Annotated in this window: 22 protein-coding genes; 13 read left to right on the top strand and 9 right to left on the bottom strand. The window is 67.0% G+C overall.

Annotated elements, in window-relative coordinates; genetic code table 11:
• Positions 1–74: 74 nt before the first annotated feature.
• From A6B37_RS09440 to A6B37_RS09420, 5 genes are read left to right on the top strand one after another with little or no spacing between them, the layout of a single operon-like run.
• Complete coding sequence (locus A6B37_RS09440; RefSeq protein ID WP_102773585.1) at positions 75–1,364, top strand: CoA transferase; 1,290 nt, start codon at positions 75–77, stop codon at positions 1,362–1,364.
• The gene (locus tag A6B37_RS09435) at positions 1,345–2,385 is read left to right on the top strand and encodes an ABC transporter substrate-binding protein (protein ID WP_102773584.1); all 1,041 of its coding nucleotides are present in this window, start codon (positions 1,345–1,347) and stop codon (positions 2,383–2,385) included. The genes A6B37_RS09440 and A6B37_RS09435 overlap by 20 nt, the downstream gene beginning before the upstream one ends.
• Entirely contained in the window at positions 2,378–3,187 is an 810-nt protein-coding gene (locus A6B37_RS09430) for an ABC transporter ATP-binding protein (protein ID WP_102773583.1), read from the top strand. The genes A6B37_RS09435 and A6B37_RS09430 overlap by 8 nt, the downstream gene beginning before the upstream one ends.
• Before the next feature lie 3 nt (positions 3,188–3,190).
• Complete coding sequence (locus tag A6B37_RS09425; RefSeq protein ID WP_102773582.1) at positions 3,191–3,988, top strand: ABC transporter permease; 798 nt, start codon at positions 3,191–3,193, stop codon at positions 3,986–3,988.
• Between the two features lie 29 nt (positions 3,989–4,017).
• A complete protein-coding gene (locus A6B37_RS09420) occupies positions 4,018–4,545 on the top strand; it encodes a carboxymuconolactone decarboxylase family protein (RefSeq protein WP_111825606.1) in 528 nt (175 codons plus the stop codon).
• Positions 4,546–4,662: 117 nt separating this feature from the next.
• Here A6B37_RS09420 and tal read toward each other — a convergent pair whose 3' ends face one another.
• Entirely contained in the window at positions 4,663–5,616 is a 954-nt protein-coding gene (gene tal / locus A6B37_RS09415) for a transaldolase (protein WP_102773580.1), read from the bottom strand.
• 258 nt (positions 5,617–5,874) lie between these two features.
• Here tal and carA point away from each other — a divergent pair, with 258 nt between their 5' ends.
• The 4 genes from carA to A6B37_RS09395 are packed head-to-tail and all read left to right on the top strand — an operon-like array spanning position 5,875 to position 11,996.
• The gene (gene carA / locus A6B37_RS09410) at positions 5,875–6,972 is read left to right on the top strand and encodes a glutamine-hydrolyzing carbamoyl-phosphate synthase small subunit (protein ID WP_102774133.1); all 1,098 of its coding nucleotides are present in this window, start codon (positions 5,875–5,877) and stop codon (positions 6,970–6,972) included.
• A gap of 10 nt (positions 6,973–6,982) precedes the next feature.
• Entirely contained in the window at positions 6,983–10,225 is a 3,243-nt protein-coding gene (gene carB / locus A6B37_RS09405; protein ID WP_102773579.1) for a carbamoyl-phosphate synthase large subunit, read from the top strand.
• A gap of 59 nt (positions 10,226–10,284) precedes the next feature.
• Entirely contained in the window at positions 10,285–11,181 is an 897-nt protein-coding gene (gene lpxO, locus A6B37_RS09400) for a lipid A hydroxylase LpxO (RefSeq protein WP_102773578.1), read from the top strand.
• A 50-nt stretch (positions 11,182–11,231) separates the two neighbouring features.
• Complete coding sequence (locus A6B37_RS09395) at positions 11,232–11,996, top strand: SDR family oxidoreductase (RefSeq protein WP_111825605.1); 765 nt, start codon at positions 11,232–11,234, stop codon at positions 11,994–11,996.
• A gap of 7 nt (positions 11,997–12,003) precedes the next feature.
• Here the strand turns inward: A6B37_RS09395 and A6B37_RS09390 are convergent, their stop codons facing one another.
• The 6 genes from A6B37_RS09390 to A6B37_RS09365 form a co-directional block, all read right to left on the bottom strand.
• Positions 12,004–12,648 (bottom strand): histidine phosphatase family protein, encoded by a 645-nt coding sequence (locus tag A6B37_RS09390; protein WP_111825604.1) that lies wholly within the window; start codon positions 12,646–12,648, stop codon positions 12,004–12,006.
• Entirely contained in the window at positions 12,641–13,582 is a 942-nt protein-coding gene (locus A6B37_RS09385; RefSeq protein WP_102773575.1) for a LysR family transcriptional regulator, read from the bottom strand. Before A6B37_RS09385 ends, A6B37_RS09390 begins: the two co-directional genes overlap by 8 nt.
• A gap of 10 nt (positions 13,583–13,592) precedes the next feature.
• Entirely contained in the window at positions 13,593–14,678 is a 1,086-nt protein-coding gene (locus A6B37_RS09380) for an ABC transporter ATP-binding protein (protein WP_102773574.1), read from the bottom strand.
• A complete protein-coding gene (locus A6B37_RS09375; RefSeq protein ID WP_111825603.1) occupies positions 14,675–16,387 on the bottom strand; it encodes an iron ABC transporter permease in 1,713 nt (570 codons plus the stop codon). Before A6B37_RS09375 ends, A6B37_RS09380 begins: the two co-directional genes overlap by 4 nt.
• Positions 16,388–16,498: 111 nt before the next feature.
• Positions 16,499–17,824 carry an extracellular solute-binding protein gene (locus A6B37_RS09370; RefSeq protein ID WP_102773572.1) on the bottom strand — a complete coding sequence of 442 codons (1,326 nt, stop codon included), beginning with the start codon at positions 17,822–17,824 and terminating at the stop codon, positions 16,499–16,501.
• A 115-nt stretch (positions 17,825–17,939) separates the two neighbouring features.
• Entirely contained in the window at positions 17,940–18,350 is a 411-nt protein-coding gene (locus tag A6B37_RS09365) for a FlxA-like family protein (RefSeq protein WP_102773571.1), read from the bottom strand.
• Positions 18,351–18,503: 153 nt separating this feature from the next.
• Here A6B37_RS09365 and A6B37_RS09360 point away from each other — a divergent pair, with 153 nt between their 5' ends.
• Positions 18,504–19,817, top strand: coding sequence for a solute carrier family 23 protein (locus A6B37_RS09360; RefSeq protein WP_111825602.1), 1,314 nt, complete (start codon positions 18,504–18,506; stop codon positions 19,815–19,817).
• On the opposite strand, the gene A6B37_RS09355 is transcribed toward A6B37_RS09360, so the two are convergent.
• A complete protein-coding gene (locus A6B37_RS09355) occupies positions 19,814–21,409 on the bottom strand; it encodes a methyl-accepting chemotaxis protein (protein ID WP_111825601.1) in 1,596 nt (531 codons plus the stop codon). The two genes, A6B37_RS09360 and A6B37_RS09355, sit on opposite strands and share 4 nt — an antisense overlap.
• A 573-nt stretch (positions 21,410–21,982) precedes the next feature.
• On the opposite strand from A6B37_RS09355, the gene greA reads away from it, so the two are divergent.
• A complete protein-coding gene (greA, locus tag A6B37_RS09350) occupies positions 21,983–22,459 on the top strand; it encodes a transcription elongation factor GreA (protein ID WP_102773568.1) in 477 nt (158 codons plus the stop codon).
• 130 nt (positions 22,460–22,589) lie between these two features.
• Here the strand turns inward: greA and A6B37_RS09345 are convergent, their stop codons facing one another.
• Complete coding sequence (locus A6B37_RS09345) at positions 22,590–23,189, bottom strand: YhbY family RNA-binding protein (protein WP_102773567.1); 600 nt, start codon at positions 23,187–23,189, stop codon at positions 22,590–22,592.
• A gap of 18 nt (positions 23,190–23,207) precedes the next feature.
• Here A6B37_RS09345 and A6B37_RS09340 point away from each other — a divergent pair, with 18 nt between their 5' ends.
• Together A6B37_RS09340 and ftsH are read left to right on the top strand one after the other, a co-directional pair.
• Positions 23,208–23,840 (top strand): RlmE family RNA methyltransferase, encoded by a 633-nt coding sequence (locus tag A6B37_RS09340; protein ID WP_102773566.1) that lies wholly within the window; start codon positions 23,208–23,210, stop codon positions 23,838–23,840.
• Between the two features lie 204 nt (positions 23,841–24,044).
• Entirely contained in the window at positions 24,045–25,931 is a 1,887-nt protein-coding gene (gene ftsH, locus A6B37_RS09335; protein ID WP_102773565.1) for an ATP-dependent zinc metalloprotease FtsH, read from the top strand.
• Positions 25,932–25,943 lie beyond the last annotated feature (12 nt).

Raw genomic sequence — 25,943 nt, 5'->3', positions numbered from 1 at the left:
GTACCAAACATCAAATCACGAGCCTTCGGCAACGCATCGAAGGCCGCCTGGAAAATTCCGCGAGGAGACAAACAATGTCAGCGCTGACCGGACTGAAAGTCCTGGAACTCGGCACGCTCATTGCCGGCCCGTTCGCCGCGCGCATCTTCGGCGAATTCGGCGCCGACGTCATCAAGGTCGAGACGCCGCACGGGCCCGACGGCAGCGGCGGCGGCGATCCCATCCGCAGCTGGCGCCACCTGCACGAAGGCAATTCCCTGTGGTGGACGGTGCAGGCCCGCAACAAGCGCTCGATCGCGCTCAACCTGAAAGACCCGCGCGCGCAGGAAATCGCCCGCCGCCTGGCGCTGGAGGCCGACGTGGTGGTCGAGAACTACCGGCCCGGCGTGCTGGAGAAGTGGGGGCTGGGCTACGAACAGCTGCGCGCGGCCAATCCGGCGCTCATCATGGTGCGCCTGTCCGGCTACGGGCAGACCGGCCCCATGAAGGACCAGCCCGGCTTCGGCGCGATCGGCGAATCCATGGGCGGCCTGCGCTACGTGTCGGGCCACCCGGACCGCCCGCCGCTGCGGGTGGGCATTTCCATCGGCGATTCGATCGCCGCGCTGCACGGCGTGATCGGCGCGATGATGGCGCTGCGCCACCGCGACGCCACCGGCGGGCGCTGGAACGGCAAGACGGGCGCCGAGTGCCGGGCCGGGCAAGGGCAGATGGTGGACGTGGCGCTGTACGAGGCCGTGTTCAACATGATGGAGAGCCTGGTGCCCGAGTACGACGTGGCCGGCGTGGTGCGCGAGCGCACCGGCGGCGCGCTGCCCGGCATCGTGCCCTCCAACACCTACACCACGCGCGACGGACAGAACATCGTCATCGCCGGCAACGGCGACGCGATCTTCCATCGGCTGATGCGCGCCATCGGCCGCGACGACCTGGCCACGGACCCCGACCTGGTGCGCAACGACGGCCGCGCCAGGCGCGTCGAGGAGATCGACGGCGCCATCCAGCAATGGTGCGACGGCCGTGGCATCGAAGAGGCGCTGGGCGTGCTGAAGGCCGCCGACGTGCCGGTGGGCAAGATCTACAGCGTGGCCGACATGTTCGGCGATCCGCAGTTCCTGGCGCGCGGCATGATAGAGCAGCACCGCTTCGCCGACGGCACGCCGGTCAAGCTGCCGGCGGTGGTGCCCAAGCTGTCGGAAACGCCGGGCGGCACGCGCTGGGTGGGGCCGAGATTAGGGGAACATACCGAGGAAGTCCTGAAATCGCTGGGGTATGATTCAGCGGCTATCGACGAGCTGGCGCAGACCGGCGCTATCGGTACACCCGACAACCAGGAGACAAGCAATGTCAGTCACTCGCCGTGATCTGCTCAAGATGGCCGGCGCCGCCGGCGTCATGGGCATGGCGCCCGCCATCGTGCGCGCGCAGAAGCTCGAAAAGACCAAGGTCCAGATCGCAGTCGGCGGCAAACCGCTGATCTACTACCTCCCGCTGTCCATCGCGGAAGCCCGCGGCTATTTCAAGGACGAAGGCCTGGACGTCAGCATCGCCGACTTCGCGGGCGGTTCCAAGGCCCTGCAGGCCGTGGTGGGCGGCAGCGCCGACATCGTCTCGGGCGCGTTCGAGCACACGCTGTCCATGCAGTCCAAGGGCCAGGCCTACCGCGCCTTCGTGCTGCAAGGGCGCGCGCCGATGATAGGCGTGGGCGTGTCCAAGAAGAACCTGCCCGGCTACAAGGGCGCGGCAGACCTGAAGGGCAAGAAGATCGGCGTGACCGCGCCGGGCTCCTCGACCAACATGGTGGTCAGCTTCTTCCTGGCCAAGCACGGCCTGAAGGCTTCCGACGTGTCCTTCATCGGCGTGGGCGCCGGCGCCGGCGCGGTGACCGCGCTGCGCAGCGGCCAGATCGACGCCATCTCCAACACCGACCCCGTGGTGTCCATGCTGGAGATGCCCGGCGACATCCAGGTCATCGTCGATACGCGCACCCTCAAGGACACGCGCGACATCTTCGGCGGCAACATGCCGGCGGGCTGCCTGTACGCGCCCCAGGCCTTCCTCGACGCCAATCCCAACACCGCGCAGGCGCTGGCCAACGCGCTGGTGCGCGCCGACAAGTGGATCCAGAAGGCCGGCCCGGAAGAAATCGCCAAAGTCGTGCCCGAAACCTATCTGCTGGGCGATCCGGCGGTGTACAAGGCCGCCATCGGCAAGAGCATGGAAGGCCTGTCGCCCGATGGCATGATCCCCGAGGACGGCGCGGCCACCGCGCTCAAGGCGCTGGCCGCCTACCAGCCGGACTTCGACGGCTCGAAGATCGACGCCTCCAAGGTCTGGACCAACGACTTCGCGCGCCGCGCCAACGAGAAGTATCCCAATGGCTGAAGCCGCGCTGTCGCTGGACAACATCAGTTGCACCTTTGTCTCGCGTGACGACCGCAGCCAGCGCTACACCGCCGTGGCCGACACTTCCCTGGCGATCGCGCCCGGGGAGTTCGTATCGGTGGTGGGGCCCACGGGCTGCGGCAAGTCCACCCTGCTCAACGTCGGCGCCGGCCTGCTGGCGCCGTCGGCCGGGCAGGTGAAGGTGTTCGGGCAGCCCCTGCAGGGCATCAACGAACGCGCCGGCTACATGTTCCAGGGCGAGGCGCTGCTGCCCTGGCGCAGCGCGCTGGACAACGTGGTGGCCGGGCTGGAATTCGCCGGCGTGCCGCGCCAGGAGGCGCTGGAGCAGGGCCGCGTATGGATGCGCCGGGTCGGCCTGGGCGGCTTCGAGGGCCGCTATCCGCACCAGATGTCGGGCGGCATGCGCAAGCGCGCCATGCTGGCGCAGACCCTGATCCGCGACCCCGACATCATCCTGATGGACGAGCCGTTCTCGGCGCTCGACATCCAGACCCGCCAGCTCATGGAAAACGAGGTGCTGGACCTGTGGATGGCCAAGCGCAAGGCCGTGCTGTTCATCACGCACGACCTGGACGAGGCCATCGCCATGAGCGACCGCGTGGTGGTGCTGTCGGCCGGGCCGGGCACCCATCCCATCGGCGAATTCGCCATCGACCTGCCGCGTCCGCGCGACGTGGCCGAAGTGCGTACCCATCCGCGTTTCGTGGAACTGCACGCCGCGATCTGGGGCGTGCTGCGCGAAGAGGTACTCAAGGGCTATGCCCAACAAAAGCGAGCCTGAGCCATGTCGAAGTCTTTGATCAAACCCGGTTCGGCCAGCCTGCGCTTCTGGCAGCTGCTGCTGTTGGTGGCGATCCTGCTGGTGTGGCATTTCGCCTCGCGCGATCCCAAAGTGGCGTTCTTCTTCGGCGAGCCCCTGAAGGTGTGGGGCCGCATCTGGGCCTGGTTCGTCACCAACGCGGACATCTACGCGCACCTGGGCGTGACGCTCACCGAAACCGTGCTGGCGTTTTTCATCGGCACGGTCGCCGGCCTGGGCTTCGGCCTGTGGCTGGGCCTGTCGCCGCAGGCCAGCGCGATCCTGGACCCGTACATCACGGCCGCCAACTCGATGCCGCGCGTGATCCTGGCGCCCATCTTCGGCATGTGGTTCGGCCTGGGCATCTGGTCCAAGGTGGCGCTGGCGGTGACGCTGGTGTTCTTCATCGTCTTCTTCAACGTCTACCAGGGCGTGCGCGAAGTCAGCCCGACGCTGCTGGACAACGCGCGCATGCTGGGCGCGCGCAAGCGCCAGCTGCTGCGCCACGTGTACCTGCCCTCGGCCACCAGCTGGGTGTTCTCCAGCCTGCACACCTCCGTGGGCCTGGCCTTCGTGGGCGCCGTGGTGGGCGAATACCTGGGCTCGGCCAGCGGCGTGGGCTACCTGATCCTGCAGGCCGAAGGCACGTTCGACGTGAACACCGTGTTCGCCGGCATCATCGTGCTGACGGCCTTCGCGCTGATCCTGGACGGCATCGTCGGCGCGGGCGAAAAGCGCCTGATGAAATGGCAGCCCCGTTCCGGCGAAACCGAGAAGATCTGATCCGCCGTCCCCATCCATACGGAGTTGCCATGGCCCGCCTGCCTTATGCCGACCTGACCCATCCCGAAGCCCGGCCGCTGGTCGACCGCATCGTCGCCGAACGGGGCAGCGTGCTGCACCTGTACCAGATGCTGCTGCACAGCCCCGCCGTGGCCGGCGGCTGGCTCAATTACCTGACCTCCGTCCGCCAGCTCAGCACCTTGCCGGGCGATCTGCGCGAACTGGTGATCATGCGCGTGGCGGCGATCAACGGCGCGCCCTACGAAGCCGACCAGCACGCCCCGATCGCCCTGAAAGAGGGCGTGTCGCAGGCCCAGCTGGACGCGCTGCCCGCCTGGGAAGGCTCGGATCTGTTCAGCGAGCGCGAACGCGCGGTGCTGGCCTATACCGACGCCATGACGCGCAACGTGCAAGTGCCCGAGCCGGTATTCCAGGCTGCCCGCGCCGCGATGGGAACCGACAAGCTTATGGTCGAACTGACCGCGACGGTGGCGGCCTACAACATGGTGTCGCGCTTCCTGGAAGCGCTGCAGGTGCATTCGCACGATCATCGGTAGGGGCGGTCCGATGGGGCGCGCGCGTTCGGCGATCTCTCGACCCGTAGGATGGGTGTAGCGCGCCGCCATCGTCCCAGGAAAACGACGGCCGAACGCGCGAAACCCATCACCCGCCAATCACCCCCGCTGTCCCTCGATCAGCGCATCCAGCTTGACCGCGTCGGCCACGAACGAACGGATGCCTTCGGACAGTTTTTCGCTGGCCATCGCGTCCTCGTTGAGCAGGGTGCGGAACGTGACCTCGTCGGCGCCGATGCGGGCGATGCCGGCGGCGGCGTCGCTGGCGCGCAGCTGGGGCGGGGCGTCGCCCTCGGTGGAGGCCAGCTTGGTCAGCAGGTCGGGGCTGATCGTCAGCAGGTCGCAGCCCGACAGGGCCAGGATCTGGCCCACGTTGCGAAAGCTCGCGCCCATGATCTCGGTGGCGATGCCGAAATGCTTGTAGTAGTGGTAGATGCGCGTCACCGACTGCACGCCGGGATCGTTGCCGCCCGCATGGTCCGCCTCCACCCAGGCCGCGCCGGCGGCTTTCTTGTGCCAGTCGTAGATGCGGCCGACGAAGGGCGAAATGAGCTGCACGTGCGCGTCGGCGCAGGCCACGGCCTGGGGCAGCGAGAACAGCAGCGTCAGGTTGCAGCGCACCCCTTCGGATTGCAGCGCGCGGGCGGCCTGGATGCCTTCCCAGGTCGAGGCGATCTTGATCAGCACGCGCTCGCGCGGCACGCCGGCGGCCTCGTACAGGGCGATCAGGCTGCGGGCGCGTTCGATGGTGGCACGGGTGTCGAAGGACAGGCGGGCGTCGACCTCGGTCGAGACGCGGCCCGGCACGATGTCCAGGATGGCGCGGCCGAAGGCCACCAGCAGGCGGTCCATGAGCTCGGCCGTGGAGGCGCCGCGGTGGTCGCGCGCGGTTTTCTCCAGCAGGGGGCGGTAGGCGTCCTGCTGGACGGCCTTCAGAATAAGGGACGGATTAGTGGTCGCGTCGGTGGGACGCAGCGCCTTCATGGCTTCGAAGTCCCCCGTGTCGGCGACGACGGTGGTGTGGTTGCGCAAGGCGTCAAGTTGACTGGACATGGGCGGTACGGCTCGCAGCTGGGTAGGGTTGAAGGTGTCCTAAGCGTATCACCGAGCCGGGGCGGGCAAAACCGGCCGTATGTCCCATGGCCTGGCCCAAAATCCCTATCCCGGCCTTATTTGGCGCGGTTCTCCAGGAAAAACGGCCGCGCAAGGTATAATTCGAAGGTTTGATTATCGATTCTAAAACCGGGGTTTACTGTGCTGCCGCAACTTTTTCCCGAGGGGATCAACCGCTTCCCTCCTGCAATTCTGGCTCTGGCGGACGGTACCATTTTTCGAGGCGTGTCGATCGGTGCGCCTGGGCATACCGTTGCCGAAGTGGTGTTCAACACCGCGATGACCGGGTACCAGGAAATTCTCACCGATCCCAGCTACAGCGGCCAGATCGTCACGCTGACCTATCCGCACATCGGCAATACCGGCGTCAACGCCGAGGACGTGGAAGCGAACCGCGTCTATGCCGCCGGCCTGGTGGTCCGCGACTGTCCCGCCCGCGTGTCGAACTTCCGTTCCACGCAATCGTTGCCTGAGTACCTCTCCGAGCAGGGCATCGTCGCCATTTCCGGCGTGGATACCCGCAAGCTCACCCGCATCCTGCGCGACAAGGGCGCCCAGGGCGCCTGCATCTTCGTCGGCACCGACGCCGAGCGCGCCGTCGAACTGGCCCGCGGCTTCGCCGGCATGACCGGCCAGGACCTGGCCCGCGTCGTCTCCATCAAGAACAGCACCGACTGGACCGAAGGCACCTGGCGCCTGGGCGCGGGCTTCTCCAAGCCCGACCAGTCCAGGTTCCACGTCGTGGCCTACGACTTCGGCATCAAGAGCAACATCCTGCGCCTGCTGGCCGACCGCGGCTGCCGCATCACGCTGGTGCCGGCCCAGACCAGCGCCGAGGAAGTCTTCAAGCTCGATCCGGACGGCGTGTTCCTGTCCAACGGCCCCGGCGACCCCGAGCCCTGCGACTACGCCATCGAAGCCACCCGCGCCTTCCTGGACAAGAAGCTGCCGGTGTTCGGCATCTGCCTGGGCCACCAGATCATGGGCCTGGCGCTGGGCGGCAAGACGCTCAAGATGAAGACCGGCCACCACGGCGCCAACCATCCGGTGCAGGACCTGGCCTCCAAGCGCGTGTTCATCACCAGCCAGAACCACGGCTTCGCGGTCGACGCCGCCAGCCTGCCGGCCAACGCGCGAGCCACGCACGTCTCGCTGTTCGACGGCACGCTGCAGGGCTTCGAGCTCACCGACCGTCCGGCCTTCTGCTTCCAGGGCCACCCCGAAGCCAGCCCCGGCCCGCACGACATCATCGAACTGTTCGACAAGTTCATCAGCCTGATGTCCGGCCAAAAGTAAAGATTGCATCATGCCCAAGCGTACAGACCTAAAAAGCATACTCATCATCGGCGCCGGCCCCATCATCATCGGGCAGGCCTGCGAATTCGACTATTCCGGCGCGCAGGCGTGCAAGGCGCTCAAGGCCGAGGGCTACCGCACCATCCTGGTCAACAGCAATCCGGCCACGATCATGACGGACCCGGAAACGGCCGACGTCACCTACATCGAGCCCATCACCTGGCAGGCCGTCGAGAAGATCATCGAGCGTGAAAAGCCCGATGCGCTCCTGCCCACCATGGGCGGCCAGACCGCGCTGAACTGCGCGCTGGACCTGGCCCACCACGGCGTGCTGGCCAAGCACAACGTGGAACTCATCGGCGCCAACGAGCACGCCATCGAGAAGGCCGAGGACCGCCAGAAGTTCAAGCAGGCCATGACCGACATCGGCCTGGAATCGGCCAAGTCGGGCGTGGCCCACAGCATGGAAGAAGCCTGGGAAGTGCAGCGCCGCATCGCGGCCGAAGTCGGCACCTCGGGCTTCCCGGCCGTGATCCGCCCCAGCTTCACGATGGGCGGCTCGGGCGGCGGCATCGCCTACAACGCCGAAGAATTCGAAACCATCTGCCGCCGCGGCCTGGAAGCCTCGCCCACCAGCGAGCTGCTGATCGAAGAGTCGCTGCTGGGCTGGAAGGAATTCGAGATGGAAGTGGTCCGCGACAAGGCGGACAACTGCATCATCGTCTGCTCCATCGAGAACCTGGACCCCATGGGCGTGCACACCGGCGACTCGATCACGGTGGCCCCGGCCCAGACGCTGACCGACAAGGAATACCAGATCATGCGTAACGCATCGATCGCGGTGTTGCGCGAGATCGGCGTGGATACGGGCGGCTCGAACGTGCAGTTCGCCGTCAATCCCAAGAACGGCCGCATGATCGTCATCGAGATGAACCCGCGCGTGTCGCGTTCGTCGGCGCTGGCCTCCAAGGCCACGGGCTTCCCCATCGCCAAGGTCGCCGCGCGCCTGGCCGTGGGCTACACGCTGGACGAGCTCAAGAACGAAATCACCGGCGGCGCCACCCCGGCCTCGTTCGAACCCTCGATCGACTACGTCGTCACCAAGGTGCCGCGTTTCGCGTTCGAGAAATTCCCCACCGCCGACGCGCGCCTGACCACCCAGATGAAGTCCGTGGGCGAAGTCATGGCCATCGGCCGCACCTTCCAGGAATCGTTCCAGAAGGCGCTGCGCGGCCTGGAAGTGGGCGTCGACGGCCTGAACCAGAAGACCACCGACCGCGAAAAGCTGCAGGTCGAGCTGGGCGAACCCGGTCCGGAACGCATCTGGTACGTGGGCGACGCCTTCGCGCAGGGCTTCACGCTGGACGAAGTGCACAACATCACGCACATCGACCCGTGGTTCCTGTCGCAGATCAAGGAAATCGTCGACATCGAGCTGGCGCTCGAACAGAAGACGCTGTCCGACCTGGACTACGCCACGCTGTGGGAACTGAAGCGCCGCGGCTTCTCCGACCGCCGCCTGGCCTTCCTGCTCGACACGGTGGAATCCGAAGTGCGCAAGCTGCGCCACCAGCTGAACGTGCGCCCGGTCTACAAGCGCGTCGACACCTGCGCCGCCGAGTTCGCCACCCGCACCGCCTACATGTACTCCACGTACGAGGAAGAGTGCGAAGCCGCGCCCACCGACCGCAAGAAGATCGTGGTGCTGGGCGGCGGTCCGAACCGCATCGGCCAGGGCATCGAGTTCGACTACTGCTGCGTGCACGCCGCGCTGGCGCTGCGCGACGACGGGTACGAGACCATCATGGTCAACTGCAACCCGGAAACCGTGTCCACCGACTACGACACCTCCGACCGCCTGTACTTCGAGCCGCTGACGCTCGAGGATGTGCTGGAGATCGTCCACAAGGAAAACCCGGTCGGCATGATCGTGCAGTACGGCGGCCAGACCCCGCTGAAGCTGGCGCGCGCGCTGGAAGCCAACGGCGTGCCCATCATCGGCACCAGCCCGGAATCCATCGACATCGCCGAGGACCGCGAGCGCTTCCAGAAGCTGCTGAACAAGCTCGGCCTGCGCCAGCCGCCCAACCGCACCGCGCGCACCGAAGCCGAGGCCCTGGCGCACGCCGCCGACATCGGCTATCCGCTGGTCGTGCGTCCCAGCTACGTGCTGGGCGGGCGCGCCATGGAAATCGTGCACGAGCAGCAGGACCTCGAACGCTACATGCGCGAGGCCGTGAAGGTCAGCAATGACTCGCCGGTGCTGCTGGACCGCTTCCTGAACAACGCCACCGAAGTGGACGTGGACTGCCTGGCCGACGGCGAAACCGTTTTCATCGGCGGCGTCATGGAGCACATCGAACAGGCCGGCGTGCACTCGGGCGACTCCGCCTGCAGCCTGCCGCCGTACTCGCTGTCGGCCGACGTGATCGCCGAGATCAAGCGCCAGACCAGCATGATGGCCAAGGCGCTGAACGTCAGCGGCCTGATGAACGTGCAGTTCGCGATCCAGGGCGGCGACGTCTACGTGCTGGAAGTGAACCCGCGCGCCTCGCGCACGGTGCCCTACGTGTCCAAGGCCACCGGCCTGCAGCTGGCCAAGATCGCCGCGCGCGCCATGGCCGGCCAGACCCTGGCCGCGCAAGGCATCACCCGTGAAGTCGTGCCGCCTTACTTCTCGGTCAAGGAAGCCGTGTTCCCGTTCGTGAAGTTCCCGGGCGTGGACACCATCCTGGGCCCGGAAATGAAGTCGACCGGCGAAGTGATGGGCGTGGGCACGAGCTTCGGCGAAGCCTTCGTGAAGTCGCAGCTGGCCGCGGGCGTGCGCCTGCCGGAATCCGGCACGGTGTTCATCAGCGTGAAGAACCAGGACAAGCCGGCCGCCGTGGAAGTGGCGCGCGGCCTGCACGTGCTGGGCTTCAAGCTGGTCGCCACGCGCGGCACCGCCACCGAGATCGAGGCCGCCGGCATTCCGGTGCAGGTGGTCAACAAGGTCACCGAGGGCCGTCCGCACATCGTCGACATGGTGAAGAACGGCGAGATCTCGCTGGTCATCAACACCGTCGAAGAGCGCCGCAACGCCATCGCCGACTCGCGCACCATCCGTACCCAGGCGCTGGCCGCGCGTGTTACGTTCTTCACGACGATCGCCGGCGCCCGCGCCGCGGTCGAGGGCATGCAGTACCTGCGCCAGGGCCTGGGCCTGCAGGTCTATCCGTTGCAGGAGCTGCACGCATCGTTGTCGGGTAAGTAAGCGAGTACGCAAGATCTTCCGGACGCGTGCAACCGCGTCCGGAAGCGGTAGGAGGAAGGATGAAGTGGTTCATTCTGGCGGTGTTCATCGTTTGCGCTACGGTAGTGCATTACCGTGGCCGAGTCAGACACAGGTTCTCGCGGCAGGCGCTGGATCACTCCACCTTCACCGCGCCGCTGAACTGTTTCATGTACGCGTTCTCCAGCGTACCTAACCAGCCCTACATCGATCTGGACCGGTTTCCGGAACTCAAGGTCCTGCTGGACCGTTGCGACGACATCCGGGCCGAGGCGCTGGAACTGTTCGGCGAAGGCCATATCAAGGCCTCGGACAAGTACAACGACGCCGGCTTCAATTCCTTCTTCAAAAGCGGCTGGAAGCGTTTCTACCTGAAGTGGTATGACGCCGACCATCCCTCGGCTTCGGCCCTGTGCCCGGTCACCACGCAACTGCTGGCCGGCATCCCCTCCATCAAGGCCGCCATGTTCGCGTCGCTGCCGCCGGGCAGCCGGTTGCCGCGCCACCGCGATCCCTACGCGGGTTCGCTGCGCTTTCACATGGGCCTGATCACGCCGAACGATCCCGACTGCTACATCAACGTCGACGGCCAGCCGTATTACTGGCGCGACGGCGAAGCCGTGGTGTTCGACGAGACGTTCATCCACTACGCCGAGAACAAGACCCAGCAGAACCGCATCATCCTGTTCGCCGACGTGGAGCGCCCGATGCGCTACCGCTGGGCGCAGGCGATCAACCGCAAGGTGGGCGGCTTTCTGCTGCGCGCGGCCGCGGCGCCGAACCAGGCGGGCGACGCCACCGGCGGGATCAACCGGATCTTCGGCGCGGTGTACGCGGTGCGCCGCTTCGGCAAGGCGCTGAAAAAGCGCAGCAAGCCGCTGTACTACCTGTCCAAGTGGGCGCTGGTGGCGGCGATTCTGGCGCTGATCTTCCTGTAGGATGCGGGGGCGGGCAGCCCCCGCTTTTCCATCCTGCGGCGAACCTATCCATGACCACAGTATTCATTACGGGCGCAAGCAGCGGCCTGGGCCGCGCCCTGGCGCAACAGTATGCCGCCTCGGGCGCCACGCTCGGGCTGCTCGGGCGGCGCGAAGCGGCGTTGCAGGAGCTGGCCGCCAGCCTGCCGGGCGCGCACCGCTGTTACGCGGTGGACGTGCGCGACCGCCAGGCGCTGCACGCGGCGGCGCAGGATTTCATCGCGTTCTGCCAGGGGCGGGTGGACGTGGTGATCGCCAGCGCGGGCATCAGCGCGGGCACGCTGACCGAGCACGGCGAGGATTACGACGTGTTCAAGGCCATCGTGGACACCAATCTGCTGGCCACGGTGGCGACGTTCGAGCCCTTCATCGGGCCGATGCGCCAGGCCGGATCGGGCCGGCTGGTGGGTATCGCCAGCGTGGCGGGCGTGCGCGGACTGCCGGGCGCCGGCGCCTATAGCGCGTCGAAGTCGGCGGTGGTGACCTACTGCGAGAGCCTGCGGCTGGAACTGGCCGGCGACGGCATCCGGGTGGTGACGATCGCGCCCGGCTATATCAAGACGGCCATGACCGCGCACAATCCCTATTCCATGCCGTTTCTGATGGAGGCCGATGCGTTTGCGCGGCGGGCGCGGGCGGCGATCGACCGGGGCACGTCCTATACCGTGATTCCGTGGCAGATGGGGGTGGTGGCCAAGCTGATGCGGCTGCTGCCCAATGCGCTATATGACCGGCTGGCGCGCAATGCGCCGCGCAAGCCGCGTCAGCCACGTTGACGGCGCCTCAGGGCACTACGTCGTCGCCCACCTCGTCGGTCACGTGACCGACGTCGCCCCAGTCCAGGACCTGCCATTTGCGGCCGGCGACGCCGACGCGGTTGATGCTGACGTTCAGCAGCGCGGCGTCGCGCGGGGCGTTCAGGGGCACGCCGCTGGCGTGGCGCCAGATGATGTCGAGCACGCCGCCGTGGGTGAACATGAGGATGCGTTCGTCGTCGTGGCGGCTGGCGATGTCGTCGACGGTGGAGATGACGCGGGACTGGAACTGGCCCAGGGTTTCGCCGCCATCCAGCGGGCGTAGCGGGTCGCGGCTTTTCCAGGCGGCGGCCGCTTCGGGGGCCTGCACGTCGATGCGGTCGTGGTCCAGGCCTTCGAGCACGCCGAAGCCGCGTTCGCGGATGCCGGGCTCGATGCGCACGCGCAGGCCCAGCTGTTCGGATACGGGCACCGCCGTGGCGTGGGCGCGCTGCAGGTCGCTGCTGTAGATGGCGTGGATCGGGGTGCGGCGGGCCTCCTCGCGCATGCGGGCGGCGAGCAGGCTGGCCTGGTTGCGGCCGAATTCGTTGAGGGGGATGTCTTGCCAGCCTTGCAGGCGGCGCTGGCGGTTCCAGTCGGTTTCGCCGTGGCGGATGAACCAGATTTCAGTCATTACGGTATTGATCGGGGGATGAGGCCTGGACCTGGGGCGGCGCGATCTGCGTGCGCGGTTTCCAGATGGTTTGAATAATCGAGCTTAACGCGACCAGCGCGGGCTCGCTAGCGCGCTCGTGCGGCAGGATGAAAGCCAGGACCGCGTCGACCCGCGCCTGGCCCCAGACGATGAAGTCGCTGGAGGCCGCGCCGGCCAGGGCGTTCTCCTCGCGCAGCAGCGCGCAGCCGGCGCCGGCGCGCACCAGGGTGTCGAGGTTGGCCTGGTCGTCGTGCTGCATCACGACGCGCGGCGACAGGCCGTGGCGTTCGAACATGTCGCGCAGCAGCAGGTGGGTGTGGCTGCCGGCCGGGCCGTCCAGCCAGGGCAGCTGCGCCACTTCCTTCCAGCCGCCGCGCTTGAGGGCGGCGGCGTGTTCCTGGGGCAGGGCGATGCGGTAGCGCACGCTGCGCAGCGGCTGCCACAGCACGCCGCGCGGCGGGTTGGCGGCGATGGTCAGCGCGGCTGGCAGGCGGCCGGTGCTGACCTGCTCGGCCAGGGCGGCGGCGGGCAGGGTCTGGGTCTTGAGCTCGACCAGCGGCAGGCGCTGGGTGACCGCCGAGGCCAGTTCGCCCAGGCGCAGGAAGTCGGGCCGTTCGCTGGGCACGCCCAGTTCGATCGCGCCGTGCAGGCTGCCTTGCAGCTGCTGGGCCTCGGACTTGAACTGGGCGCCCAGCACCAGCAGCGATTCCGCCGTGGGCAGCAGCACTTCGCCGGCCTTGGCCAGCGCCAGCCGGCCGCCGCTGCGGTCGAACAGCGCCACGCCCAGGCTTTGTTCCAGCGCCTTGATCTGGGCGGTGACGGCGGGCTGGGTCAGCGACAGCGCCTCGGCCGCCTTGGTCAGGTTGCCCAGCCGCGCGACCGTGACGAAAGCGCGTATCTGATAGATTTCCATGGCGGCGGACTCACGCCGCCAGCAAGCGTACCTGGGTGGGTTCCAGCCCTATCGATACGGGCGCGCCGACCGGGAAGGGCGACAGTCCGGCCAGGTGGGACTGGTCGGCGGTCAGGCGCTGCTCGCCGATCTGCACCTGGTAGCGGGTGAATTCGCCCAGGAATTCGCTGCTTTCCACGATGCCGGGCAGCCACACGTAGCGCGCGTCGCCCAGGCCGTCGGCCATTTCGATCTGCACCGTGTGTGGCCGGAAGCTGGCCGCCAGCCGCGAGGCCGCCGGCGCTTCGCCGGACAGCGGCAGGTGCAGGTCGCCCACGCCTTCGACGGCCAGCACCACGCTGGCGCTGGTGCGCTCGCGCACCTGGCCTTCGAGCACGTTCATGGTGCCGACGAAGTTGGCCACGAAGCGGTTCACCGGATAGTCGAACAGCGTGCTGGGCGCGCCGATCTGCTGCACCACGCCGTGGTCCAGCACCGCCATGCGGTCGGCGGTGGTCATGGCCTCTTCCTGGTCGTGGGTGACGAAGATGGTGGTGATGCCCAGCCGCCGCTGCAGGCTGAGCAGGTCCTGGCGCATCTGCACCCGCAGCTTCTTGTCCAGGTTGGACAGCGGCTCGTCCAGCAGCAGCACCTGCGGTTCGATGACGATGGTGCGGGCCAGCGCCACGCGCTGCTGCTGCCCGCCGGAGAGCTGGTTGGGGCGGCGCTTGGCGTACTGCGACAGGCCCACCAGGTCCAGGGCCGCCTCCACCTTGGCCTGGATCTCGGCGCGCGGCAGCTTGCGCTCGACCAGGCCGAAGGCCACGTTGTCCCACACCGTCATGTGCGGCCACAGCGCGTAGTTCTGGAACACCATGCCGATGTTGCGGTTCCACGGCGGCGTGGCGCTGATGTCCTTGCCGTCGACCAGCAGCTGCCCCGCGTTATGGCGGTTGAAGCCGGCGATCAGGCGCAGCAGCGTGGACTTGCCCGAGCCCGACGGGCCCAGCAGGGCGAAGAACTCGCCCGGCTCGATGCTGATGTTGACGTCCTTGAGCACTTCGGTCTTGCCATAGGACAGCCGGATATTGCGGCATTCGACGCTGACCTTCTTCATTCCGTTTCCCCTTCGTGGCGCGCCGGCCGCTGGCGCGTCTGCGCGCGCTCGACCAGCAGGTGCGAGATATAGGTGCCGATGGCGACCGCGGCGACGGCCAGGACGCCGAGCGCGGCGCCCGGGCCGCGGCCCGCGGCGCTCTGCATGTAAAGATAGATACCGTAGCTCATGGGCGCCTGGCTGTCTTTGGTCACCAGCATGATGGTGGCCGACAGTTCGACGGCCGCCGTCACGAAGCTGGTGACGAAGCCCGCCAGCATGCCGCCGGCCATCAGCGGCACCACCACGCGGCGTATCGTGCTCATGCGCGTGGCGCCCAGCGACTGCGCGGCTTCTTCCAGCGAGATGTTGATCTGCTGCAGCGAGGCCACGCAGGAACGCAGCGCGTAGGGCAGCCGGCGCACCGAGTACGCGATCATGATGATGATCCACGACGAGGTCAGCAAGGTGCCGGTGCCCGGCAGCTCGATGCCGCGGAAGGTGCGCAGAAAGCCGATGGCCAGCACGATGCCGGGAATCGCCAGCGCCGCCGAGGCCAGGAAGTCCAGCCACTGGCGCGCCGGCAGCCGGGTGCGCAGCATCAGGTAGGCGATGGCGGTGCCCAGGATCACGTCCACGCCGGCGGCCAGGCCGCAATAGAGCAGGGTGTTGGCGATCATGCCCTGGGATTCGGAGAACACCGCCGAATAGTGCGCCAGCGTATATCCGTCGGGCAGCGGCGCGAAGCTCCAGACGCTGGCCAGCGACAGCAGCAGCACGCCCATGTGCGGCGACAGCACCAGCAGCAGCACCAGCAGTATCCAGCCATAGGCCAGCACGCTTTCCGCGGGGCGCAGCTTGCGCTTGTGTAGCGAGTTGCCGCCCTTTTGCAGGGTGGAGTAGTCCTTGCCCTTGAGCACCCGCGCCGACAGCCACAGCGCCAGGATCGAGAAGCCGACCATGATGACGCTGATGACGTAGCCCAGCGGATCTTCCAGGCCCACCTGGGTGATGCGCAGATAGGCCTGCGGCGCCAGCATGTTGGTGGTGCCCAGCACCAGCGGCGTGCCCAGGTCGTCGAAGACTTTCACGAACACCAGCGAGGCGCCGGCCACGTAGCCGGGCAGCGCCAGCGGGAAGATCACGCGCCGGAACAGCCGGAAGCCGCGCGATCCCAGGTTGAGCGCGGCTTCTTCCATCGCGCCGTCGATGTTGCGCAGCGCCACCACCAGGTTCATCAGGATGAACGGGAAGTAGTGCAGCGCCTCCACGAAGATCACGCCGTTCAGCCCTTCCATGAAGGGCAGCGTGAAGCCGAACCAGTCCTGCAGCAGCAGGTTGACGCTGCCCGAGCGGCCGAAGATCAGCTGCATGGCGACCGCGCCGACGAAGGGGGGCATGATCAGCGGCAGCACGCCCAGCGTCTGGATCAGCAGCGCGCCGCGGAATTCGAAGCGCACCGTCAGGTAGGCCAGCGGCACCGCGATGAGCGAGGCCAGCAGGGCCGACCAGCCCGCCACGTACAGGCTGTTGAAGAACGCCTCCTGCATCAGGGGCTGATTGAAGAAGGCGCCGAAATGGCCCATCGTGAAGCTGCCGTCGGCGTTCACGAAGGCGCTGTAGAACACCGTGCCGACCGGAATGGCCAAAAACAGCAGCAAAAAGCCGAACACCAGGAGCGCCGTCAGCACAGGGCCGGCGTGCAGGCGCGAATGGCCCGAATAATCCATCGAGAATCCCGCAATCGTTGCTAATGCCCCGTCCGCGCGGACGGGGCGCCGGAAATCGGCTGGCGGGCCGGGCGCTGCCGCCCGCCGCCGGCCGCGGATACCGCTACGCCGCTACAGCGCGGCGGCCTGCCGGGCCAGCTTCACGGCTTCTTCGTAGTTGGCGCGGGCCTGCCCGTTCCACTCGCCTTCGAGCTGCGTGATCTGCTGGTTGACGGCGGCGTCTTTCTTGTTGCCGGCGAAGATGGCCAGGAAGGCCGGGTCCGATGCCTTCTTGCCGTCGACCAGCGGCGCCCAGGTCAGCTTGCGGGCCTGCTCCAGCAGCTCGGCGGCCTTGCCGCTCCTGGCCTTGTCGCCCAGCTTGGCCTCCGCGTCGTAAATGGCCTTGGTGGCCGCCTGCAGTTCCTTCAGGCGGAAGGTGACGGTCTGGTCGTACAGCGACTGCACCACGTAGTAGCGCGTCTGCGACAGGTCGGCGTTGAACTGCACCTTGCTGCGCTTGGCGATTTCGGCCGGATCGGGATAGCCGGGCGGGATCTTGCCGGCCAGCGCGGAGTAGGGCAGCACCGGCAGGCGCGAGATCTTGGGCTGCAGCAGCAGCTCCTGGCCCGCCTGGCTGAGCGTGAAGGCGATGAACTTCTTGCCTTCCTCGGTGTTCTTGGCGCCCTCGATCAAGGCGATGTTGGCCGGCACGATGGCGGTCTCCGACGGGTAGACGAAGTCGACCGGGAACTTGGAGTACTTGCTGGACAGTCCGAAGAAGTCGATCACCGGGCCGGCGCCGAACTGCCCGTTGTTCACGCCGTCGGGCACGCCGAACGAGCGCTCGGTGATGGCGCTGCTGTTGCCCGACATGCGCAGCAGCGTGCGCCAGCCTTCGTCCCAGCCTTCGCCCTGCAGAATGGTCTCGACCGTCAGGTGCATGGTGCCCGAGCGCGACGGCGAGGTGATGCCGACGTGGCCGAACCATTGCGGCGCGAGCAGGTCCTTCCATTCGACCGGCGCGGGCAGCTTGTGCGCGGCGATGTAGCGCGTGTTGTAGATGATGCCGTAGCCGGCCAGCGCCTGGCCCAGGTACATGCCGGCGGGATCGTTGATGGGGTAGCTGCCGATCTTGTCCGGCACATCCTTGTTCGCCACGTCGGACGACTTGGCCAGCAGCTTGTCGCGCCCCAGCACTTCGAACGCGTCGGGCGCGCTGGCCCAGAACACTTCGGGGCGCTGGCCCGCGGGCGTTTCGCGCACGTAGGCGATGCCCGATACCGTGTTCTTGTTCAGGATTTCCAGCGTGATGCCGGGGTTGGCCTTCTCGAACGCCGCCTTGTAGGCCTGGGTCAGGTCCTTGGGGAACGAAGTGATCACCGTCACCGTGCCGGCCAGGGCCGGCGCGGCACAGGCGGCCAGCAGCGCCCCTGCGAGGGCTGTGCGCATTGCGTGCATGGTTTGTCTCCGTGGTTTTAGATTTGTCCGGAGACAGTAATGTCAGCCCTGCGGCGAGTCCAATCAGAAATTTTGATGCGGCCCATCAGCGCGGGCGGCCGCGCCCGCTTGCGGATTATGCGGTGGCCGACACGCCGCCCTGCATCGCGCGGGCCTGCTGCGTCATCACCTGCGAGATCTGCGCCTGGATCTGCAGCGCCTGCGCGTTGAGCGCCTGCACCTGGCTTGCCTTCATTTCGGCCGACATGGCGCTGGCCTTGACCCGGGCGATCTGCTCCATGACGCGCTGCAGCTGTTTCTGCAATTCCTTGATCTGGCGGGTGTATTCGTCCTCGTTGTCGGTTTCCTCGGAGGCCTGCGCGCCGCCCACCGCCATCGCGCCCGGCTGGCTGACGCGGATCTTGCCGTCCTGCGCCGACACCGCGGCCGGCGCGTCCTGGCGGGCCCGGCTGGCCTGGATGCGCTCGGCCCACAGGTCGGTCAGGCTCTTGAGCCGGGAGGTGCCTTGGATGGAATCGATCGCCATGATTGCTCCTGTCGCCAGTCGGGATTTGGGGGTTTCCACCAATACGGCATCGCCGCGCGGAACTTAAACGTTGCGGGTGGTTCGCGGCCCCATTTACACTGGCGCCCGCTCGCAGTCTCCATCCTCCCTTCGAACCACTTTCCCGGGGCATCCATGTCCAATTCCTACTTTCCGCGCTGGCGCCTGGCCGACGACGCCGAGCCCGGCGTCATCATCGCGCCCGACGAAAGGCTGTCCTGGCCCAAGAACGTGGCCATGGGCGCCCAGCACGTCGTCGCCATGTTCGGGTCCACCGTGCTGGCGCCGCTGCTGATGGGCTTCGACCCCAACGTCGCCATCCTGATGTCGGGCATCGGAACGCTGATCTTCTTCCTGTTCGTCGGCGGCCGGGTGCCGAGCTACCTGGGTTCCAGCTTCGCCTTCATCGGCGGCGTGATCGCGGTCACCGGCTACGCCGGGGCCGGCCCCAACGCCAATATCGGCGTGGCGCTGGGCGCCATCATCGCCTGCGGCCTGGCCTATACGCTGATCGGCCTGCTGGTCTGGATCGCCAACTCGCGCGCGGGCGCGGGCGCGAACTGGATCGACACGCTGATGCCGCCGGTGGTCACGGGCGCGGTGGTCGCCGTGATCGGCCTGAACCTGGCGCCCATCGCCGCCAAGGGCGCGATGGGGGCCTCGGGCTTCGACACCGCGATGGCGCTGGTCACCGTCCTCTGCGTCGGCGGCATCGCGGTCTATACCAAGGGCATGGTGCAGCGCCTGCTCATCCTGGTGGGCATGATCCTGGCCTGCGTGGTGTACGGCGTCTTCGCCAACGGCCTGGGCCTGGGCAAGCCGATAGACTTTTCGGCGGTGTCCGCGGCCGCCTGGTTCGGCCTGCCGCAGTTCGCCGCGCCCGTGTTCAAGGCCGAGGCCATGGGCCTGATCGTGCCGGTCGCCATCATCCTGGTGGCGGAAAACCTCGGCCACGTGAAGGCGGTCAGCGCCATGACCGGACAGGACCTGGACCGCTACCTGGGCCGCGCCTTCGTGGGCGACGGGGTCGCCACCATGGTGTCGGGCGCGGTGGGCGGCACCGGCGTCACCACCTACGCCGAGAACATCGGCGTCATGGCCGTGACCCGCATCTATTCCACCCTGGTCTTCGTGGTGGCCGCCCTGATCGCCATCGTGCTGGGCTTCTCGCCCAAGTTCGGCGCGCTGATCCAGACCATCCCCGCGCCGGTGCTGGGCGGCATGTCGGTGGTGGTGTTCGGCCTGATCGCCATCGCCGGCGCCCGCATCTGGGTGGTCAACCAGGTGGACTTCAGCGACAACCGCAACCTCATCGTGGCCGCGGTCACGCTGGTGCTGGGGGCGGGCGACTTCACCGTCAAGCTGGGCACCTTCACCCTCGGCGGCATCGGCACCGCCACCTTCGGCGCCATCATCCTGTACGCGCTGCTGCGCCGCCGGAAGACCTAGACGGGCACCAGCCGGGCGGTCGGCGTCACGTCGATCGCCTGGCCCGACAATGTCTTGAACACCGCGGTGGCCTCGGCCAGGCGCCGCGCCTGGTCCTCCATCGCCGCGGCGGCGGCGGAGGCTTCCTGCACCAGCGCCGCGTTCTGGTGGGTGACCTCGTCCATCTGCGCGATCGCCAGGCCGACCTGGTCGATGCCGCTGGCCTGCTGGGCCGAGGCGGCGGAGATCTCGCCCATGAGGCAGGCCACCCGTTGCACCGAACCCACGATTTCCTGCATGGTCCGTCCGGCGGCCTCGACCTGGGCCGAGCCGGCGCTCACCGTGGCCACCGAGGCCTCGATCAGGGCCTTGATCTCCTTGGCCGCCAGCGCGGCGCGCTGGGCCAGCGTGCGGACCTCGCCGGCGACCACCGCGAAACCCTTGCCCTGCTCGCCGGCGCGGGCCGCCTCCACCGCCGCGTTCAGCGCCAGGATGTTGGTCTGGAACGCGATGCCGTCTATCACCGAGACGATGTCGGAGATCTTGCGCGAGCTGGCCGAGATGTCCTGCATGGTGGATACCACTCGGTCCACGCTCTGGCCGCCGCGTTCGGCCACGTCCATGCTGTCCATCACCAGCTGGTTGGCCTGGGCGGCGCTCTGCGCGTTCTGCTTGACGGTCGCCGCCAGCTCTTCCATGGTGGTGGCGGTTTCCTGCAGCGCCGACGCCTGCTGCTCGGTGCGCACCGACAGGTGGGCATTGCCGGCCGCGATCTCGGCGGCGCGCGCGTTGATTTCCTCGACCCCCTTGCGCACCGCGGTCACCGTGCGGGTCAGGCCTTCCTGCATGCGCCTGAGCGCGGCGTAGAGGCAGCCGATCTCGTTGTCGGAACGGCTGTGCACGCGCGTCGTCAGGTCGCCGGCCGCGATGCGGTCGAAATAGCCGCCGGCCTGCCGCAGCGGCCGCAGCACCGAAAAGCGGATGAAGAGCCAGCACAGCACCGTCAGCAGCACCCCGATGGCGACCAGCGCGGTGGCCGATATCTGCGCGGTGGAGTAGGTGCGCTGGGAACTGGCCAGCACGCCGTCGCTGCGTTCGGCGGTCCATGCCAGGAACGCCTGCATGTCCTGGGTGAAGCCGGTGTCGGCCCGCTGCGCCCATGCCTTGTCTTCCTGGTACTTGGCGGGCAGGCGTTCGCGCACGTCCGCCCTCAGCGCGTCGAGCGCCGCGCCGTACTCCGAGAAGCGGCCCTGCACCGCCTGCGCCAGGGCTTGGTCGCGCCCGCTCCTGGGCACGTCGATATAGCGGGCGAAGCGCTCGCGCGCCAGCGCCAGGTGCTCCATGGCCTGCTGCTCGGCCTGCCCGGCCTGGTCCTCGGCGCCCACCCGTTGGGCTGTCATGGCGCTGCTCAGCGCCAGCCGCGTGCGCAGCAGGGCGGCTTCGGCCTGATACAACGGGTCGACCTGGTCGACCGCGACGTGGTTCAAGTCCCGGATCTCGGCGACGCTGCGCTGGGCGTTGGTCCAGCCCAGGCCATTGGCCAGGGTCAGGACGATCACGAAGCTGCCCAGCACCAGCAGCATTCCGGTGCGGACCGTCAAATTTTCAAGCATGGGTGTTTCTCCTTCCTCAGTGCATTGCGCGGCGCCCGGCAGCGGGCCGGGCCGTCCGCGACGGCGGGGCGGGCGGGCCGCGCATGGCGCCCGCCGCTACCTACATCGGAAGTGACAGGGATGGCTGCGGCCGGCCGAGGCGGGCGCACAGAAAAAGAACCGATCCGGACCCATATGTATGGATTTGTTAATAATTCGACAATTTGTATTTTTAAACCGATTCAGCTGTCTTTTTCCAGTCGTTTTTCCCGTCGGCCGCCGCATCCGCCATGTTTTGGGCCGGCATGCGCGGCCGGTTTGCGTTTGCGCAAGGACATTGGAAAAAAATCACGTTTTCGGACGGTTACGGCATCGAAATCCGCCGAAAACGACGGTTTCTCCCGCGGCTTGCAATTCCGGTGGACTTTGCCCACAATATGACCTTGATTGCCCCGGTTCCGACCCGAGCCGGGGTTTTGTTTTGGTCGTTTGCCGCGCCGCCGTCAAGAAGTCCCGACGGCACGGGCGCGCGTTTTGCGGCCTTCACCGAGAACGCTCCTTCGGGGCGTTTTCTTCTTTTGTTTGGGAAACGACATGTCTGCCATTCCTTTGACCGTGCGCGGGGCCGAGCGCTTGCAAGAAGAGCTCCAGCGGCTGAAAACCGTGGAACGTCCCGCCGTGATTAACGCTATCGCCGAGGCGCGTGCCCAGGGCGATCTGTCGGAAAACGCCGAGTACGACGCAGCTCGCGAGCGCCAAGGCTTTATCGAGGGCCGGATTGCTGAGCTTGAAGGCACGCTTTCCAATGCCCATCTGATCGACCCCACCGCCCTCGAGGCCGAAGGTCGCGCCGTATTCGGCGCAACCGTCGAGATCGAGGACCTGGATTCGGGCGATCGCGTGACGTACCAGATCGTCGGCGACGTCGAAGCCGACATCAAGGCGAACCTGATCTCCGTGTCGAGCCCGGTGGCCCGCGCGCTGATCGGCAAGAGCGAAGGCGACGTGGTCGAGGTCAAGGCCCCGGCTGGCGTTCGCGAGTATGAAGTGTTGGGCGTGCGTTACATCTGACGCCGCAGTAGTTAGCAGGAAACCATCAAAACACCATAGTCAGCGCCGTGCTGTACGCATGGATTCCGCGGTTCGATGCGGGCAGCTATGGTGGGCCGGGCGCGTAAAGCGCCCGTTTTTGTGCCTGCGTTCAGCGTTTCGCCGTACGGCGGCTGGTGCCGCTACGGGCTCCGGCCCGCAGGCTGAGCGCGCTGCCGGCGCGGCGCGGAATGCCGTGGCCGCTGGCCGAGGCCTTCTTGGTGCTGGGACGCATGGGTTTGCCGTTCTTGTTGAGCTGATCGGCCGGAACGAAGCGCGTCTTGGGCTTGGGTTCCTCGGATTCGCTGCGGCGCGGGCGCTTGGCCAGGGTCTTGCCTTCGGCGGCCAGCTTCTTGGGCGTATGCGGCTCGGAGGCGCGGCGCTTGGCGGGACGTTCGGGTTCCTGGGCGGCCAGGGCGGCGGGCTTGATATTGCCGGCCAGCGGGCGGAACAGGATCAGGGTCTTGCCGAGGTGGTGGACCGGGGCGCACGACAGCGTGTCGCAGATGGTCGACAGCATGGCGTCGCGGGCCTCGCGGTCCTCGCCGCCGGCGCGCACCTTGATGAGGCCGTGCGAAGTCAGCGCGAGGTCGATTTCCTTGAGCACGGCTTCGGTCAGGCCATTGTCGCCGATCAGGACGACGGGGCGCAGAGGGTGAGCGGCGGACCGAAGGTCGCTGCGCTCACGAGAGGTAAGTTCTAATATAGGCATGCGTGGAATTGTACGGTAATGGCCAAGAATAAATTCTCCAAAGACTGGATTCACCAGCACATCAACGATCCCTATGTGAAGCTGGCGCAACAGAAGGGCTACCGGGCCCGCGCCGCCTTCAAATTGATCGAGATCCTGGAAACCGAAAAACTGATGCGCCGCGGCGACCTGGTCGTGGACCTGGGTTCGGCCCCGGGCAGCTGGTCGCAGGTGGCGCGCGAGCGCCTGGCGGGGCCGGGCGGCGTGGTCGACGGGCGTATCATCGCGCTGGACCTGTTGCCGATGGAGCCGGTGGCGGGGGTCGAATTCATCCAGGGCGACTTCCGCGAGGATGACGTTTTGAAACAATTGGAAGACCTGGTCGGACCGCACGCGGTGGACCTTGTTATTTCCGACATGGCCCCCAACTTGTCAGGCGTGGGGAGCGCCGATTCGGCGCGTATCCAGCACGTGTGCGAACTGGCGATGGAATTCGCCTGCGCCCATCTCAAGCCCAACGGGGCGCTGATCGTCAAGGCCTTCCACGGCAGCGGCTTTTCGCAGATCGTGCAGTCCTACAAGCAGCGCTTCAAGCGGGTGGTCGAACGCAAGCCGAAGGCGTCCCGGGACAAGTCCTCTGAAACCTTTCTGGTTGCGCGCGATCTGAAATAACCCGGCCTGGCCGGACCCCGGAAAACCCATCGCCCGCCGAGACTACGACCGAGAAAATCCACTAATCAGACGAAACCAACAGAGTCCCGCGCCACGTCAGGACGCAAAATGCCTGACAGGTTAGAATGGGCCATTGACATACTTGTGACTGTGCCATATGCGGGTGCGCGGTCGCCGGTCGGAATCGAATGCAGGAGATCGACCTTGAATAATTCATTTTCGAAAGTCGCTGTCTGGATGGTGATAGCCCTGGTGCTGTTCACCGTCTTCAAACAGTTCGACGGACGCACACAGACACAGGATGGCGTGACCTACACGCAGTTCATGGACGACGCCAAGGCGGGACGCATCCGCAAGGTCGACGTCCAGGGCGACGTGCTGTACGTCACGCCCGACGCGGGCCGCGCCTACACCCTGACTTCGCCCGGCGACCTCTGGATGGTCTCCGATCTGCTGAAGTACGGCGTGCAGGTCTCCGGCAAGCCGCGCGAAGAGCAATCGCTGCTGATGAGCATCTTCGTCTCGTGGTTCCCCATGCTGCTGCTGATCGGCGTATGGGTGTTCTTCATGCGGCAGATGCAGGGCGGCGGCCGGGGCGGGGCATTCAGCTTCGGCAAATCGCGCGCCCGCATGCTCGACGAAAACACCAACCAGATCACCTTCGCGGACGTCGCCGGCTGCGACGAGGCCAAGGAAGACGTCCAGGAACTGGTCGACTTTCTGCGCGACCCCAGCAAGTTCCAGAAGCTGGGCGGACGCATCCCGCGCGGCGTGCTGATGGTCGGCTCGCCCGGCACCGGCAAGACGCTGCTGGCCAAGGCCATCGCCGGCGAAGCCAAGGTGCCGTTCTTCAGCATCTCGGGTTCGGACTTCGTTGAAATGTTCGTCGGCGTGGGCGCGGCCCGCGTGCGCGACATGTTCGAGAACGCCAAGAAGCACGCGCCCTGCATCATCTTCATCGACGAAATCGATGCGGTGGGCCGCCAGCGCGGCGCCGGCCTGGGCGGCGGCAACGACGAACGCGAACAGACCCTGAACCAGATGCTAGTGGAAATGGACGGCTTCGAATCCGGCCAGGGCGTCATCGTGATCGCCGCCACCAACCGTCCGGACGTGCTCGACCCGGCGCTGCTGCGTCCGGGCCGCTTCGACCGCCAGGTCGTGGTGCCGCTGCCCGACATCCGCGGCCGCGAGCAGATCCTCAAGGTCCACATGCGCAAGGTCCCGCTGTCGCCCAACGTCGACGCCACCGTCCTGGCGCGCGGCACGCCGGGCTTCTCGGGCGCCGACCTGGCCAACCTGGTCAACGAGGCCGCGCTGTTCGCCGCTCGCCGCAATGGCCGCACGGTGGACATGTCCGACTTCGAAAAGGCCAAGGACAAGATCATCATGGGCGCCGAGCGCCGCTCCATCGTCATGCCCGAAGAGGAGCGCAAGAACACCGCGTACCACGAGTCCGGCCACGCCATCGTCGCGCGCATGCTGCCCAAGACCGACCCGGTCCACAAGGTCACCATCATCCCGCGCGGCCGCGCGCTGGGCGTGACCATGCAGCTGCCCGAGACCGACCGCTACAGCATGGACAAGGGCCGCCTGCTCTCGACCATCGCCGTGCTGTTCGGCGGCCGCATCGCCGAAGAACTCTTCATGGACCAGATGACGACGGGCGCCTCGAACGACTTCGAACGCGCCACCGCCATCGCCCGCGACATCGTCACGCGCTACGGCATGACCGACGAGCTGGGCCCCATGGTCTATGCCGAGAACGAAGGCGAGGTCTTCCTGGGCCGCAGCGTCACCAAGACCACCCACATGTCCGAAGCCACCATGCAGAAGGTGGACACCGAGATCCGCCGCATCATCGACGAGCAGTACGGCGTCGCGCGCAAGATCCTGGAAGACAACCGTGACAAGGTCGAGGCCATGACCGCCGCGCTGCTCGAATGGGAAACCATCGACGCCGACCAGATCGACGACATCATCGAGGGCCGTCCTCCGCGTCCCCCGAAGACCCCCTCGGGGCCGTCGGACACCTCCGACACGCCCCCCACCGGCCTGGCCGCCGGCGGCAACACGGCAGCTGCCGTCTGAGGGCTTTCGTCC

Origin of the sequence: Achromobacter sp. HZ01 (assembly GCF_003267925.1) — a bacterium.
GTDB classification, from domain to species: Bacteria; Pseudomonadota; Gammaproteobacteria; order Burkholderiales; family Burkholderiaceae_B; genus Achromobacter; species Achromobacter pulmonis_A.
This window is presented reverse-complemented; position numbering and strand designations above follow the sequence as displayed.